This is a genomic window from Blattabacterium cuenoti, from assembly GCF_014252355.1.
Lineage (GTDB): Bacteria > Bacteroidota > Bacteroidia > Flavobacteriales > Blattabacteriaceae > Blattabacterium > Blattabacterium cuenoti_AD.
Genome location: NZ_CP059217.1, coordinates 107339 through 122562, shown reverse-complemented (window position 1 = coordinate 122562; position 15224 = coordinate 107339). Strand labels below are relative to the sequence as shown.

General features: G+C 23.8%; 18 protein-coding genes, 2 tRNA genes and 1 other RNA gene. 13 read left to right on the top strand and 8 right to left on the bottom strand.

Annotated features, from left to right (window positions below):
• Positions 1–2 precede the first annotated feature (2 nt).
• Entirely contained in the window at positions 3–1007 is a 1005-nt protein-coding gene (fbp, locus tag H0H38_RS00595; protein ID WP_185872851.1) for a class 1 fructose-bisphosphatase, read from the top strand.
• A gap of 2 nt (positions 1008–1009) precedes the next feature.
• A complete protein-coding gene (locus H0H38_RS00590; protein WP_185872850.1) occupies positions 1010–1372 on the top strand; it encodes a ribonuclease P protein component in 363 nt (120 codons plus the stop codon).
• Here H0H38_RS00590 and H0H38_RS00585 read toward each other — a convergent pair.
• A complete protein-coding gene (locus tag H0H38_RS00585) occupies positions 1352–1933 on the bottom strand; it encodes a MarC family protein (protein ID WP_185872849.1) in 582 nt (193 codons plus the stop codon). The two genes, H0H38_RS00590 and H0H38_RS00585, sit on opposite strands and share 21 nt — an antisense overlap.
• A 92-nt stretch (positions 1934–2025) precedes the next feature.
• Positions 2026–3405, bottom strand: a complete 1380-nt coding sequence (pyrE, locus tag H0H38_RS00580; protein WP_317168653.1) for an orotate phosphoribosyltransferase — start codon at positions 3403–3405, stop codon at positions 2026–2028.
• A 61-nt stretch (positions 3406–3466) separates the two neighbouring features.
• Between pyrE and H0H38_RS00575 the strand changes: the two genes are divergently transcribed.
• Positions 3467–4429 (top strand): dihydroorotate oxidase, encoded by a 963-nt coding sequence (locus H0H38_RS00575; RefSeq protein WP_185872848.1) that lies wholly within the window; start codon positions 3467–3469, stop codon positions 4427–4429.
• On the opposite strand, the gene proS is transcribed toward H0H38_RS00575, so the two are convergent.
• Positions 4426–5907, bottom strand: a complete 1482-nt coding sequence (gene proS / locus H0H38_RS00570; protein ID WP_185872847.1) for a proline--tRNA ligase — start codon at positions 5905–5907, stop codon at positions 4426–4428. The genes H0H38_RS00575 and proS overlap by 4 nt on opposite strands.
• A gap of 60 nt (positions 5908–5967) precedes the next feature.
• Between proS and rpmF the strand changes: the two genes are divergently transcribed.
• The 3 genes from rpmF to accC are packed head-to-tail and all read left to right on the top strand — an operon-like array spanning position 5968 to position 7980.
• Positions 5968–6150 (top strand): 50S ribosomal protein L32, encoded by a 183-nt coding sequence (gene rpmF, locus H0H38_RS00565; protein ID WP_185872846.1) that lies wholly within the window; start codon positions 5968–5970, stop codon positions 6148–6150.
• 24 nt (positions 6151–6174) lie between these two features.
• On the top strand, positions 6175–6609 hold the full coding sequence (gene accB / locus H0H38_RS00560; protein WP_185872845.1) for an acetyl-CoA carboxylase biotin carboxyl carrier protein: 435 nt from the start codon (positions 6175–6177) through the stop codon (positions 6607–6609).
• Between the two features lie 24 nt (positions 6610–6633).
• Positions 6634–7980, top strand: a complete 1347-nt coding sequence (gene accC, locus H0H38_RS00555) for an acetyl-CoA carboxylase biotin carboxylase subunit (RefSeq protein ID WP_185872844.1) — start codon at positions 6634–6636, stop codon at positions 7978–7980.
• Positions 7981–7984: 4 nt separating this feature from the next.
• Here accC and prfA read toward each other — a convergent pair whose 3' ends face one another.
• Together prfA and H0H38_RS02840 are read right to left on the bottom strand one after the other, a co-directional pair.
• A complete protein-coding gene (gene prfA / locus H0H38_RS00550) occupies positions 7985–9067 on the bottom strand; it encodes a peptide chain release factor 1 (RefSeq protein ID WP_185872843.1) in 1083 nt (360 codons plus the stop codon).
• Positions 9068–9073: 6 nt separating this feature from the next.
• The gene (locus H0H38_RS02840; RefSeq protein ID WP_394798864.1) at positions 9074–9310 is read right to left on the bottom strand and encodes a DUF4293 family protein; all 237 of its coding nucleotides are present in this window, start codon (positions 9308–9310) and stop codon (positions 9074–9076) included.
• A gap of 281 nt (positions 9311–9591) precedes the next feature.
• On the opposite strand from H0H38_RS02840, the gene rho reads away from it, so the two are divergent.
• The 3 genes from rho to H0H38_RS00530 all read left to right on the top strand — a co-directional run bounded on the left by rho (position 9592) and on the right by H0H38_RS00530 (position 12505).
• A complete protein-coding gene (gene rho, locus H0H38_RS00540; protein ID WP_185872841.1) occupies positions 9592–11169 on the top strand; it encodes a transcription termination factor Rho in 1578 nt (525 codons plus the stop codon).
• Positions 11170–11221: 52 nt separating this feature from the next.
• Positions 11222–11294 (top strand) — tRNA-Met (locus tag H0H38_RS00535).
• A gap of 116 nt (positions 11295–11410) precedes the next feature.
• Positions 11411–12505: a DNA recombination protein RmuC gene (locus H0H38_RS00530; RefSeq protein ID WP_185872840.1), complete on the top strand. Its 1095-nt coding sequence runs from the start codon at positions 11411–11413 to the stop codon at positions 12503–12505.
• Positions 12506–12508: 3 nt separating this feature from the next.
• Here the strand turns inward: H0H38_RS00530 and H0H38_RS00525 are convergent.
• The 3 genes from H0H38_RS00525 to H0H38_RS00515 form a co-directional block, all read right to left on the bottom strand.
• Positions 12509–12595: transfer RNA gene (locus H0H38_RS00525), tRNA-Ser, on the bottom strand.
• Positions 12596–12598: 3 nt separating this feature from the next.
• Positions 12599–12915: RNase P RNA component class A (gene rnpB, locus H0H38_RS00520), an RNA gene on the bottom strand.
• Position 12916: 1 nt separating this feature from the next.
• Positions 12917–13627, bottom strand: coding sequence for a YebC/PmpR family DNA-binding transcriptional regulator (locus H0H38_RS00515; protein WP_185872839.1), 711 nt, complete (start codon positions 13625–13627; stop codon positions 12917–12919).
• A gap of 63 nt (positions 13628–13690) precedes the next feature.
• Between H0H38_RS00515 and rpmB the strand changes: the two genes are divergently transcribed.
• From rpmB to ftsY, 4 genes are read left to right on the top strand one after another with little or no spacing between them, the layout of a single operon-like run.
• Positions 13691–13918: a 50S ribosomal protein L28 gene (gene rpmB, locus H0H38_RS00510; protein ID WP_185872838.1), complete on the top strand. Its 228-nt coding sequence runs from the start codon at positions 13691–13693 to the stop codon at positions 13916–13918.
• Between the two features lie 4 nt (positions 13919–13922).
• Positions 13923–14105: a 50S ribosomal protein L33 gene (gene rpmG / locus H0H38_RS00505; RefSeq protein ID WP_185872837.1), complete on the top strand. Its 183-nt coding sequence runs from the start codon at positions 13923–13925 to the stop codon at positions 14103–14105.
• Between the two features lie 6 nt (positions 14106–14111).
• On the top strand, positions 14112–14273 hold the full coding sequence (locus H0H38_RS00500; protein WP_185872836.1) for a DUF4295 domain-containing protein: 162 nt from the start codon (positions 14112–14114) through the stop codon (positions 14271–14273).
• A gap of 12 nt (positions 14274–14285) precedes the next feature.
• Positions 14286–15221: a signal recognition particle-docking protein FtsY gene (ftsY, locus tag H0H38_RS00495; RefSeq protein WP_185872835.1), complete on the top strand. Its 936-nt coding sequence runs from the start codon at positions 14286–14288 to the stop codon at positions 15219–15221.
• The last annotated feature ends 3 nt before the right edge of the window (positions 15222–15224 follow it).

Below are 15224 nucleotides of genomic sequence, written 5' to 3'. Positions count from 1 at the left end.
TCATGTATACATTAGGAGAATTTATTATAGATAATAGAGATCGTTTCTTATATTCTACAGAATCATTATTAAGATTATTTAGTTCTATTAAATTAGCAGCAAAAGCTATTAATAAAGAAGTGAATAAAGCTGGATTAACAAAAACAATTATAGGGAGTTCAGGAATTATAAATATACAAGGAGAACATCAACAAAAATTGGATAATTATGCACATAAAGTATTTATTGAATCTTTAAAAAGTAGAAATGTAGTTTGTGGAATTGCTTCTGAAGAAGAAAAAAATTTTATAATGATAAAAGAAGAAAATGATAATTTTTCTAAAAATGAATATATAGTTTTACTTGATCCACTAGATGGGTCCTCTAATATAGATGTAAATGTGCCTATTGGAACAATTTTTTCTGTATATATTAGAAAATCATCTATTAATACTAATATTACGTTAGAAGATTTCTTGCAAGAAGGTCATAAACAAATTCTTGCAGGATACATTATATATGGATCATCTACAATCTTAGTGTATACGATTGGCAATGGAGTATATGGATTTACTTTAGATCCTACTATTGGTACTTTTTATTTATCTCATCCAAATATTTCTTTTCCAGAAAAAGAAAAAATATATTCTATTAATGAAGGCAATTATGATAGATTTCCTATAGGGGTAAAACATTTTATTAAGTATTGTCAAGAAAATAAAGGAAATAGGCCATATACTGCAAGATATATTGGGTCTTTGGTCGGTGATTTTCATAGAAATATGATACAAGGAGGAATATATATATATCCTAATCATTCTCATTCTCCAAATGGAAAATTAAGATTACTTTATGAATGTAATCCAATTGCTTTTTTAACAGAACAAGCGGGAGGAAAGGCCTCTGATGGAACGAAAAGAATATTGGATATAAAACCTAGTTCTTTACATCAACGAACTCCATTTATTTGTGGGCCTATCAATATGGTTAATAAATTCGAAGCATTTATGAATAAATCAAAAATATGAATATGTCATTAAAAATTAATGTTATGAATGTTATGAAATATGGAAAATTATTATATAATTTTCCTATAAAAATTAAATACATTTCTATAGATAAAAATAAATCAACTAATTATGTAAAAAACAAAATGGTTGGAATATTAATCAAAAAACAAATTTTTAAAAAGGCAGTTCATCGAAATAGAATAAAAAGATTATTTAGATCAGCTTATTTATTAAATAAATATCTTTTAGAAGATAACATAAATAATAATAACAAAATTTATTACATAGTTTTTATTTATCAAGGTAGTTTTTTACCAACATTTAAATTAATAAATTGTTCACTGAACAAAATATGTAGTTATTTAAAATTTTTTGTTAAATAAATCACTTATATTAGCTCCAAAAATTTTCACTGCAAAAGCTAATAAAATAATTCCAAATATTTTCTTTACAATATCTAATCCATTTGATCCTAATTTTTTTGCAATCATATCACATTTTTCTAAAACAAAATACACTACTATCATATTTAAAATCAAAGAAATAATAATAATATATACATTATAAGTAGTTTTCAATGATATCAATGTAGTTAAAGATCCAGGACCAGCAATAAGAGGAAATGCTATAGGAACTATAGATGTATGTGCATTTTTTTGTACTTTGTGGATATCTATTCCTAATATCATTTCTAATCCAATTATAAATAATACAAATGCCCCAGCTACAGAAAATGATTGAACATCAATACCAATAATTGTTAATAAAGGTTGTCCTAAAAACAAAAAAGATAAAAATATTATAAGGGAGGTTATGATGACTTTTTTAGTTTCTATAATATTTCCTTTAGATTTAAATCCCATAATAATAGGAGCATTTCCTAAAATATCTATAATGCTAAATAATATCATGAAACAACTGACTAATGAATTTATCCATTTCATATTTAAACTATGTTCAAAGCTTTTTTATATTAATTTTTGTTCTAAAATTAGAAAATAAATTTATATTCATTACTATCAATAAAAAATATTTTTTAAAGTTCGTTTTGATATGCTTCCCATCCTTCATATCTATATTTTTTTGCAAAATATTTTGGATATTTAGATTGATATATTGCTTTGCCTACTATAATAAAATCACTTTGATATTGTGTTATGGCTTTATTAGGAGTAATATATGATGAATGTTTATTACTACTACTAATATCATTGGATGATAATAAAATTCCTGGTGTAAATAATAATAATCTATCATCTACTTTTCTTTGTGCAACTGTACCAATTACGGTTGAGTTTCTCAAAGAAATCTTTAAAGATTGTATAAAAAATTGATCATCAGATATTCTACCATACGATGACATTTCAGATATAGTAACTAATCCCATAGTATTATATGGAATATTTAAATTATTTATGCTATCTTCTCCTGCAATAACATGTGTAGAAACAATATCTGCCCATGAAGAAATTCTATGTATTCCATGATGTAATTGTAAATAATTTGTGTATGCAACATCACATAATTTTTTATCCTCAAATATTAAAAAATTTTTTTTTATAGAAATTTGTTTTAGTTTTTGAATAAAAGAATATGAAAAATCACGAATAATATCAACATGAAGTTTTAATACACAAATTAGATCTCCTATTAAATGTGCAAAATTTAAAATTTGATTAGAATATATAAGATCTGCAGAAAAAATTAAATTAGTTTTTTTTTTAATTGTAATATCAATAAGTTTTTTTCCTATTGGATGAGAAATGTTTTGTTGTTTTTCTTCATAAGAAAGTCTTCTTTTTTTAAATTTTATATTTGTTTTTTGTTTTAAAAATTTGTTAATATAATATATTTCTTGTTGTTTGAATAATTTTTGTTTATCTAATATATTTATGACCTCTCCTATCTTAAATAGTGTATTAATTTTAAATCCTTTATTTGTGATATTTTCTATGCCTCCTTGTTCACGATCTAAAATTGATAATATATTTTGAATTACTAATCCTTCTTTTTTCAGCCCTTCTGCTGTATTTAATAAACTCTCTCCACTAGTTATCACATCCTCTATAAGAAGACAATTTTGTCCTTTTTTATAAATTCCCTCAATCATTTTTTGTGTTCCATATCCTTTATTTTCTTTTCTTTTAATAATCAAAGGTATATTATATCTAATTGATAAAGTAGTTGCAATGGGTAATGCTGCATAAGGAACTCCACAAATTAATTCAAAGTTATAATATGAAATTGTATGTAACAGTAAATCTGATAATTTAATTAATAAATTAGGTTTTGAAGCAATAGGACGAAAATCAATATATATAGGAGAACTATATCCACTTTTTAAAGTAAAATTTCCAAATTTCATGATCCCTAAATTGTAAATTGTTAAAACAAATTGTTCTTTTTCTTTTATCATAATAAACCTTTTTTATTAAGTTAGAAATTTTATTTTTTGTTAGTAAATTAAAACTTATAAAATGATGACAACAATAGAAGACATAGATATATCTACTAATATAAATGGAATCCAATTAGATTCATGTATTATGAATGCATCAGGCATTTTTTGTTCTACAGAAAAAGAATTAAATATTCTTATTCAAAATAGTTATTTAGGAGCAGTAGTAACAAAAAGTTGTACTTTGAAAACAAAGACTGGAAATCCTTTTCCTAGATGTTTTCAATGGGGGGCTGGAAGTATAAATTCTGTTGGATTAGCTAATCTTGGAATTGATTTTTATCTTTCATTTTTAAAAACAACAAGTTTAAAAAAACCTATTTTTTTATCTTTATCAGGATCTTCTTTTGAAGAAAATTATATGTTATTAAAAAAAACTAATCCATATTCTGATTTTATTAGTGCTATAGAATTAAATTTATCTTGTCCAAATATTTTGGGTGATAAAAAAGTTTTGGGTTATGACTTTCATAACATGCCGTATTTTTTGGATAGATTATTTAATTTATATAATAATCCTTTAGGAATTAAACTTCCACCATATTTTAATGAATATGATATAGCAAAACTTTCTTCTATTTTGAATAAATATCCAGTTGATTTTGTTACATGTGTTAATAGTTTACCAAATGGTTTATTTATTAATGTAGAAAAAGAAACTATAGTAATTAAACCAAATAAAGGATTTGGGGGAATAGGTGGCTTAGGAATAAAACCTTTTGCATTATCTAATGTACGACAATTTTATAATTATCTTAGAAAAGATATTTCAGTTATAGGATGTGGTGGAATAAAATATGGAACAGATATTTTTGAGCATATATTATGTGGAGCATCTGCTGTTCAAATCGGAACTCAATTTTTGATTGAAGGAATTTCTGTATTTCATAGATTATTATTTGAATTAATAGAATTGTTACAAAATAAAAATTATTTTTCTTTAAAAGAGTTTAAAGGAAAATTGAGGACAATTAATAATTAGTAAGATTTTGCAAAAATTACTCTTTGATAAGATGGATTTCCAGAATAAATGCATTTACCCATATTATTTAAGTTATTATTCAAGGGAATACAACGAATTGTTGCTTCTGTTTCTTGTTGAATTTGTTTTACTGTATTGATTGTCCCATCCCAATGAGCCAATATAAATCCTCCTGTATTACGTAGTTTTTTTTTGAATTCATCATAATTATCTAATGTACAAGATAATTTATTGATTCTATTTAAAGCTTTTTGATATATATTTTTTTGAATGTTTGCAAGAAGTTTCGATATACAATATGTAATTTTATGTAATGAAATATAATGTTTTTCATACGTATCTCTTCTAAAAATTTCTATTATTTTATTATTAATTTCATTTGGTCCTATACTAATTCTTATTGGAATCCCTTTCATTTCATATTTGTGAAATTTCCATCCTGGAGTAAAACATTGATTTTGATCATATTTTACTCGAATTCCTTGTTTTTCTAAATTATTTTTTAGTTTATCAACTATTGTAGTTATTTGATTCAATTCTGTTTTATTTTTAAAAATCGGAATAATAATAACTTGTATTGGTGATATTTTAGGAGGTAAAATTAAGCCATGATCATCTGAATGTAACATTACTAATCCTCCTATTAATCGTGTAGATATTCCCCAAGAAGTTCCCCATACGTATTCTTTATTTCCATTAGCATTCGTAAACTTTACATTAAAGGATTTTGAAAAATTTTGTCCTAAAAAATGAGAAGTAGCAATTTGCAAAGCTTTTCCATCTTGCATTATAGATTCAATACAATAAGTAATCTCTGATCCAGAAAATTTATCCATATTTGGTTTTATTCCTTGTATTACTGGAATAGCTAAAAAATTTTCAGAAAAATTAGTATATATATTTAATATTTTTTTTGCTTCATAAATAGCTTCTTCTTTTGTAGCGTGAGCTGTATGTCCTTCCTGCCATAAAAATTCTGAAGTTCTAATAAATAATCGTGTTTTCATTTCCCATCTTACAGCATTTCCCCATTGATTTAAAAGAATAGGTAAGTCTCTATAAGATTGTATCCACCTTTTATATGCTGTCCAAATAATGCTTTCTGAAGTAGGCCTAATAATTAATTTTTCTTTTAATCTAGATTGATCATCTATTTCAAATTTATTTTTATGTTGTTGTTTTTTCAATCTATAATGTGTTACAACTGCACATTCTTTATAATTAATGTGTTCTTTTTCTGTTTTATCAACAAATAAAGAATCTTTTGGAATTAAAAGTGGAAAATAAATATTTTCATGTCCAGATTCTTTCAACATTTTATCTAATTCTTTTTTTATGTTTTCCCATATAGAAAATCCATATGGTTTAATAATCATAAACCCACGAACTCCTGAAAATTCTGCTAATTCAGATTTAATAATAATATCATTATACCATTTAGAATAATCTTTGCTTTGTTTGGTTAACGAATAATTCATATTAATAAATATAAAAATAATTTTATTATTATAGTAACTTAGTAGTTTATTATAATTTTTATGGCACATCCTAAAAGAAGACAATCTAAATCAAGAAGAAATAAAAGAAGAACTCATTTAAAAGTAAAAATTCCTGTATTGTCAAAATGTTCTTTAACTGGTCAAATATATTTATATCATCATGCATATTGGAAAAAAAAAGAACTTATTTATAAAGGAAAAGTAGTTTTTATCAAAAAATAAGATGAATGATATGTTTCGTTTACTATGGATTTAAAACAAATTAAATCTTTGATTAAAGTAGTTTATCAATATAGAATTGATGAAATCAAAATACAAATAGGAGAAACTACAATTTATATTAAAAATAAAATTTCTCAATTAGTTGAGAAAAATAATAATAAAGAACAATATTATTCTGTTTCAGATTCAGAAGAACAATTTAATGAACAAAATGGATATTTTACAATTAGATCTCCAATGATTGGAACTTTTTATAGAAGATCAAATCCTAATCAAGATCCTTTTGTGAAAAAAGGTGATAATATTAAGATAGGAACAAAAATTTGTATCATAGAAGCAATGAAATTATTTAATGATATTGAATCTGAAGTTTCAGGAAAAATTGTAAAAATTTTTGTTGAAGATTCAACCCCAGTTGATTATAATCAACCTTTATTTCTTATTAAAATTAATAATTAATCTGTTTTTGATATTATATTTTTTATGTTTAAAAAAATATTAATTGCAAATCGTGGAGAAATTGCTTTAAGAATTATACGAACAGTGAAAGAAATGGGAATCAAAACTGTAGCAGTATATTCTACTGCAGATAAATATAGTCTTCATGTGTATTTTGCAGATGAAGCTGTTTGCATTGGTCCACCATCTCCATATTTATCATATCTTAATATTCCAAATATCATTTCAGCTGCAGAAATCACTAATTCTGATGCAATTCATCCAGGATATGGGTTTTTATCTGAAAATGCCTACTTTTCTTCTATGTGTAAAAAACATAGAATTAAATTTATAGGACCTTTACCAAATCATATTATTCAAATGGGAAATAAAATTTTAGCTAAAAAAACTATGAACAAAGCTGGGATTTTATGTATTCCTGGATCTGAAAATTTAAAAGAAAAATATTCATATAAAAAAGTAGCAAATATTGCAGAAAAAATAGGATATCCTGTCGTGATTAAATCGGTGTCTGGAGGAGGAGGTAAAGGGATAAGATCTGTTTTCAATAAAAATGATTTAAAACCATCTTGGGAAAATGCTAAAAAAGAATCTTTAATATGTTTTGGTAAACCAGATCTATACTTAGAAAAATTAATTCTTAATCCAAGACATATAGAGATACAAATTATTAGTGATAAATATGGACAAACATGTCATTTATCAGAACGAGATTGTTCTATACAGAGAAGAAATCAAAAATTAGTAGAAGAAGCTCCGTCACCTTTTTTGACTCCGTCTTTAAGAAAAATCATGGGCGAACAAGCTATTAAAGCAGCTAAATTTATTCATTATGAAGGAATAGGAACTGTTGAATTTTTAGTAGATCAAAATACTAATTTTTATTTTATGGAGATGAATACCAGAATACAAGTAGAACATGCTATTACTGAAGAAATAACTGGATTAGATCTTGTTAAAGAACAAATATTTATAGCAAGTGGTAAAAAAATTTCAATACAAAATGTTTATCCAAAAAAATATTCAATTGAGTGTAGAATTAATGCAGAAGAACCTAAACAAAAATTTCGTCCATATCCAGGAAAAATTACTCAAATGCATTTACCAGGTGGAAAAGGAGTTCGTATTGATACTCATATTTATGCTGGATATAATGTTCCACATTATTATGATTCTATGATTGCAAAGATTATTACTACAGCAAATAGTAGAAAAGAAACTATTGACAAAATGCGTAGATCATTAGATGAATTTGTAATAGAAGGGATTAGAACCACCATTCCTTTTCATATACAAATGATGAAAAATAATTTTTTTGTAAAAGGCGATTATAATATTAATTTTATAGACACTATGTTATCAAGTTATTGATGTATTATTTTTTTTTTAAAAAATCTATCATTTTTTGAATATTTCCATTCATAAATCCTGTAAGATCATAAATAGTTTTTTTCACTCTATGATCCGTTACTCTTTGTTTTGGATAGTTGTAAGTTCTTATTTTCACAGAACGATCTCCAGTAGAGATTAAACATTTTCTTTGAAAAGATCTTTCTTTAAATCTTTTATCCAGTTCTTGTTGGAATAATCTAGCTCTTAATACATTCATAGCTTTTTCAAAATTTTTATGTTGAGATCTTTCTTCTTGACATTCAACAGTCATTTTACTTGGAATATGAGTTAGTCTAACTGCTGATTCGGTTTTATTAACATGTTGGCCACCAGCACCACTAGATCGAAATGTTTCTTTTTTAATATCAGATATGTTTATTTTCATTTCTAATTCTTGAACTTCTGGTAATACTGCCACAGTAATTGCTGATGTATGAATTCTACCTTGTGATTCAGTTTTTGGAATTCTTTGTACTCTATGTACTCCAGATTCAAATTTTAGATTACCATAAACACTACCTTTCTTATTACTGCCACTTACTTCTAATATAATTTCTTTATATCCTGTGGATCCACTTTTTTGAGCATGCATGATTTTATATTTCCAATGCATTTGTTTAAAATACATAATATACATTCTTAATATTTCTTCAACAAATAGACATGCTTCATTTCCACCAGTTCCTGAACGTAATTCTACTATAGCATTTCTATGATTATCATTTATATTTTGTGATGTTTGTGATGAATAATTATTATTTAATAATTTGTTTTTTATAGACATTATTTCTTCTAATATATTTTTTTTTTCTGAAGATGCTATGTTTATCATTTCTGGATCTGAATCATGTTCTAAAACATCATTTAACTCATGTAAATAAGATAATTTTTTATTATATTCATGATAATATTTTATCCATTTGTCTATTTTATTATATTGTTTTAATAATGTTTTATATTTTATTTTATCATATATAATTTTTGGAATAGAAATTGATTTTGAAATTGTATCAAATTCTTTTTTAAGAATTTTAAATTTTTTATTCAATAATGAATTTTGAATCATGATTGATTATCGTATTCTATTTGATGATTTAATTATTTTTATATCTTTTTTGATTGATTTATTTGAAAGAAATAAAAATAATATAGAAAATAATAATAAAATCAGTATATAACTTATTAAAATAATATTTAATTTTTTATTCAAATAAGTTAATAACAAAATTATTATACTATTTAAACTGTTAAAAAAAATATTTAAAATATTTAATATTATTTGTAGCTTATTATTTTTGTCAAATAACATACTAGTAACTGATAATATAAAACATATAATCAAGAATAAATCAAAAAATATATTAAAAGAAAAATTTAGTAATATAGAAATTAAAATTAGTAAAGATGATATAAATGTATAAACATTTTGTATTCTACAGAACATATTAGTTGGAATTCAAATTAATTTTTTATAAATGTATAAAAATTTTGTATTCTAGATAACATATTAATTGGAATTAAGTTCAAATTAATTTTGTATAATTGTATTTATCTTACTTAATCATTAATAAAATTTTATCCAATTACTTTATGTTTGATATTACTGAATTAAAAAGTAAAAAACTTTTTGAATTACAGGAGATTGCTCGTTCTTCAGGATTAAAAAAATGTACACAATTACGAAAAAACGAACTCCTTGAAAAAATTATTGATATTTTTAATAAAAATTCAACTTTTTCAAAATCAACTTTAAAATTAAAAAAAATAGAAAATTCTTCATTAACAAATGATGTTAATAAAAAGAAAAATAAATATAGAAAAACATTTTTACATTTTCATGAACATGAAAACAAGAACTTAAATTTGAAAAATAAATTAAGTTCTTCTAATCAAGAAGATAAAATGAAGTATAAAAATAAAAATTTTTCAAATTGGAAAAAAAATTTAGAAAATAAATCTGGTGTAAAAGAAAATAAATCTGTAAATAATAATGTAGGATTTTTTACAAGAAATTCTAATCATACTAATAAATATATAACTCCTGACTATGAATTTGAAGGTATTATTATGAGTGAAGGAGTATTAGAAATTATGCCTGAAAATTATGGATTTTTAAGATCTTCAGATTTTAATTATTTGTCATCTCCTGATGATATTTATGTATCTCAGTCACAAATTAGATTATTTGGAATGAAAACTGGAGATACTATAAAAGGCGAAGTTAGACCTCCAAAAGAAGGAGAAAAATATTTTCCTTTGATTAAAATTGTTGAAATTAATGGTAGACCACTAACTATTGTTAGAGAAAGAGATTCTTTTGAACATTTAACTCCACTATTTCCAAATGAAAAATTTAAATTAGCAGATAAAAATGCTACTATTTCTACACGAATAGTAGATTTATTTACTCCAATTGGTAAGGGGCAAAGGGGAATGATTGTAGCTCCTCCAAAAACAGGTAAAACTACTTTATTAAAAGAAGTTGCTAATGCTATTGCAGCAAATCATCCAGAAGTTTATCTAATTATCTTGTTAATTGATGAAAGGCCTGAAGAAGTTACAGATATGCAAAGAAATGTTAAAGGTGAAGTTATCGCTTCTACTTTTGATGAACCAGCAGAAAGACATGTTAAAGTTGCTAATATAGTATTACAAAAAGCTAAAAGAATGGTAGAATGTTCCCATGATGTAGTTATTTTATTGGATTCAATTACACGATTGGCACGTGCGTATAATACAGTAGCTCCTGCATCTGGAAAAGTATTATCTGGAGGTGTAGATGCAAATGCATTACATCGACCAAAAAGATTTTTTGGTGCTGCTAGAAATATAGAAAATGGTGGATCTTTATCAATTATAGCTACTGCAATGATTGATACTGGATCAAAAATGGATGAAGTTATTTTTGAAGAATTTAAAGGAACAGGAAATAAAGAACTTCAATTAGATAGAAAAATCGCTAATAAACGTATTTATCCTGCTATTGATTTAGTTTCATCTAGTACTAGAAAGGATGATTTATTATTAGATACAAAAACTTTGCAAAGAATGTGGATTTTAAGAAAACATCTTTCTGATATGAATCCGATAGAAGCTATGGAATTTTTGAGATTACGTATGTTAAAAACTAAAAATAATGATGAATTTTTAATTTCGATGAATGGATAGATAGTATGGATCTTGTTTTTTTTTATAAAAAAAAAATATTATATTGAATAATCGCGGGATGGAGCAGTTGGTAGCTCGTCGGGCTCATAACCCGAAGGTCATAGGTTCGAGTCCTATTCCCGCTATAATACTATATCATTTAATCCATTTATTATTTTTTATTTCAAAATATTTAATCATGTTTAATTGGTGGTTGTTTGTATATTTTTTCATATTCATTTTTATTATGTTGATTATTTTTATGAATTATATTAAAAAATATGAATTAAAAAACATTCAAAATCAAACAAATTATCAATATGATAAAATTGCATTTTTTAATTCTTTAAAAGATGTAAAAAATGAAACAACACAAACAATAAAAGATTTTCAACATTTTATAGATAAAAAAATTAATTTTTATATCAGTAATCAATCAGAAAAGTTGATTCTGTTTCAGAAAACTCAAGAAAAATTAGTTAAAATAACTGAAGAAAAACTTGAAGAAATAAGAAAAAATGTTAGTGATAGATTACAAAATTCTCTCAATTCTCATTTAGGAAAATCATTTGAAATTATTGAAAATCAATTTTGTTCTTTACAAGAAGGATTAATTGATGTGAAAAATCTTTCAAAAGATGTAAATGCATTAAAAAGAACATTAAATAATGTTAAAATATGTGGTAGTTTTAGTGAAATGCAATTATCAATGCTGTTACAACAAATATTATCTCCTGAGCAATACGCTTGTAATGTAATTACTAAACCTAATACTAATTTTGTTGTTGAATTTGCTATTAAACTTCCAGGATTAGAAGATGGAAATATTATTTGGTTACCTATTGATGTCAAATTTCCGAAAGAAACTTATGAAAAAATTCAAATTGCGTATGATATTGGGGACAAAAAACAATTAGAAATTGCTAAAAAAAATCTGGAATCTGTATTAAAAAAAATGTCTAAAAGTATTAATGAAAAGTATATATCTCCTCCATATACTACAGATTTTGCTATTTTATTTTTGCCATTTGAAGGTATATATGCAGAAATTATTAAAAATTCTTCTTTTTTAGAAGAATTACAAAGAAAATATAAAATAGTACTTGCTGGACCGTCTACATTAGCGGCAATGTTAAATAGTTTACAAATTGGATTTAGGACTTTAGCTATTCAGAAAAAAAGTTCAGAAGTTTGGAAAATGTTAGAAATTGTTAAACAAGAATTTAATAAGTTTGGATTTTTATTAAATCAAGCTAAAAATAAATTAGACGCTGCATCTTCAGATATAGAGAAAGTAATGGTAGTAAGAAAAAATTTAGTAGAAAAAAAATTAAAAAATATAGAAAATTCTTCTTAATTGCGGAGAGAAAGGGATTCGAACCCTTGACACTGATTATTGTGTACACGCTTTCCAAGCGTGCGCCTTAAGCCACTCGGCCATCTCTCCCACCAAATAAGTAAGATTATAAGCCGGATTCTGTATTTAATTCATTCCTAATTCCTATCATTTATCTAGGATAATAGTTACCTATTATCTCTATCTGCCTACCCCCCAGTATCAACCGAGCAAGCATTCTGGTATATATGGCATTTCACCGTACAGAGTTTACATGATTTCACTACAGCTTATTATTTTACTGTACTTCCTTTCTGTTGCACTTTTCCTCATCTTTCGATGGATGGGGGTTACCCATTGTATTGCTCTTTGGTGTCCGGACTTTCCTCATTTAATAATGATAGATTAAATGCGATAGGATATCTTACTTATTTATATATCACAATAAATTTGTTTTATATCTTCATTTATTTTTATTTTTTTAATAAAATCAAATATTTTATTTTGAATTTTTTTTGAAATACATTGCAAATGTTTTGCTTTCCATTGTATTTTAGATTGATAATCAATATTTAATTTAAATAAATAATTTTTCATTAATCCAAAATATTTGAAATCTGTATATATATATATCATATTTTGTTGTATACAAAAATCTTTTGCTCCAAAATCTATAGACATTAATTCAAATTCTTCTATTGGAAGAGTAATATTATTTTTATCTATATAAAATATGCCTATATGATTAAATAAATGAGTTAGTTCACCATGTTTACATAAACTACCTCCTATTTTATTAAAATGATTTTTTAATTGAGATATAATACGATTGTAATTATCAGTCATACATTCTATAATCATGCTAACACCTAATATTTTACCTTCTATATTAAAACTTTTTATTTTATGTGAATTTTGTATATTAAATGCTTTTTTAATTGCTTGATTTATAGTATGTTTTGGTATATTCATAGATTTTGCATTAGATATAATTTTTTTTAATTGAAAAGAATAATTATTTGATTTTAAATTTTTTGCAGCAATAAATATTTCTTTTATTATTTTGGAAAATTTTTTAGATTTTATGCAATCTTGATGTATTTTTCTATGTTGTATATTAGACCATTTACTATGTCCAGACATGAAAATTTATTTTTATATAGAATTTATCTATATTTAATTTAATAAAAAAATATATATATATATATGTCAAAAGTGTGCGAATTTACTGGTAAAAAAGTAATGATCGGAAATAAAGTATCACATTCTAATAAAAAAAATAAGAGATATTTTAAAATTAATTTATGTAAAAAACGTTTTTTTATCACAAAAAAAAATAAATGGATTACTGTAAAAGTATCTACATATGCTATTAGAATAATTAATAAAATTGGAATAGAAAAAGCGTTAGAACGTTTTAAATATAAATATTAATTATATGGGTAAAAAGAGTAATAGAATTCAGGTTATATTAGAATGTATTGAACAAAAAAAAATTGGTATTCCAGGTTGTTCTAGATATATTACAACAAAAAATAAAAAAAAATATCCTAATAGGATGGAATTAAAAAAATATAATCCAATTTTAAAAAAATATACTATTCATAAAGAAATAAAATAAATAAATATGTCTAATACTGTTACTAATAAAAAGTCTATAGAAAAAAATAAAAACGTAAAAAAAATGATTTTAGCTATTAGAATTATTAAATCAAAATATGGATTTTATTCTTTTGAAAAAAAAATGATATCAAATAATGAAATAAAATCATTTTTTTCACAAAATTAAATTTTTAAAACAATGTTGTTTTTTAATAAAAAATCTTTGGAAAAAACTAAACTTAATTTTTTTTCAAAAATACAAACTCTTTTTTCAAAAAAACAAGATAATTTAGATAATTTATTAGATAAATTAGAAAATATATTATTATCTGCAGATTTTGGAACCAAAACAACTATCAAAATTATTAATAATATTGAACAAACAATTAAAAATAATAATCTAAATATAGATAAAATAGAATATTTATATTCTATACTAAAAGAAGAAATCAATAAAATTTTTATCAAAAAAAAATATGATATTATTCCTATATATCAAAAAATTAAAATGAGTAATAATCCATATGTAATTATGATGATTGGAGTTAATGGGGTTGGAAAAACAACAACAATTGGAAAATTAGCTTTTATTTTAAAACAACAAGGATTGAAATTAATAATAGGAGCAGCAGATACTTTTCGAGCGGCAGCTATCAATCAACTTGAAATATGGACTAAACAAATTGGTATACCTATAATTAAAAAAAAAAATTCTGATCCAGCTTCCGTAGCATATGATACTTTGCAATCTGCAATATCTAAAAAAATGGATGCTGTCTTAATTGATACAGCAGGTCGATTACAAAATCGAATTGGATTAATGGAAGAATTATCAAAAATTAATAGAGTTATGAAAAAGGTTATACCCAATGCTCCTCATGAAATTATGTTAATTTTGGATGCAAATATAGGGCAAAATACTTTTGAACAAGTAAGATCTTTTTCTTCTTTTGTTAAAATATCTTCAATAATAATAACAAAATTAGAAGGAACAGCAAAAGGTGGTGTTCTTATTGGAATCATCGATCAATTTAATATACCAATTCAATATATAGGAATAGGCGAAAAAATAAATGATTTAAAAGAATTTAATCAAAAAGAATTTATAGATTCTTTTTTTTACATAAAATCATAAAAA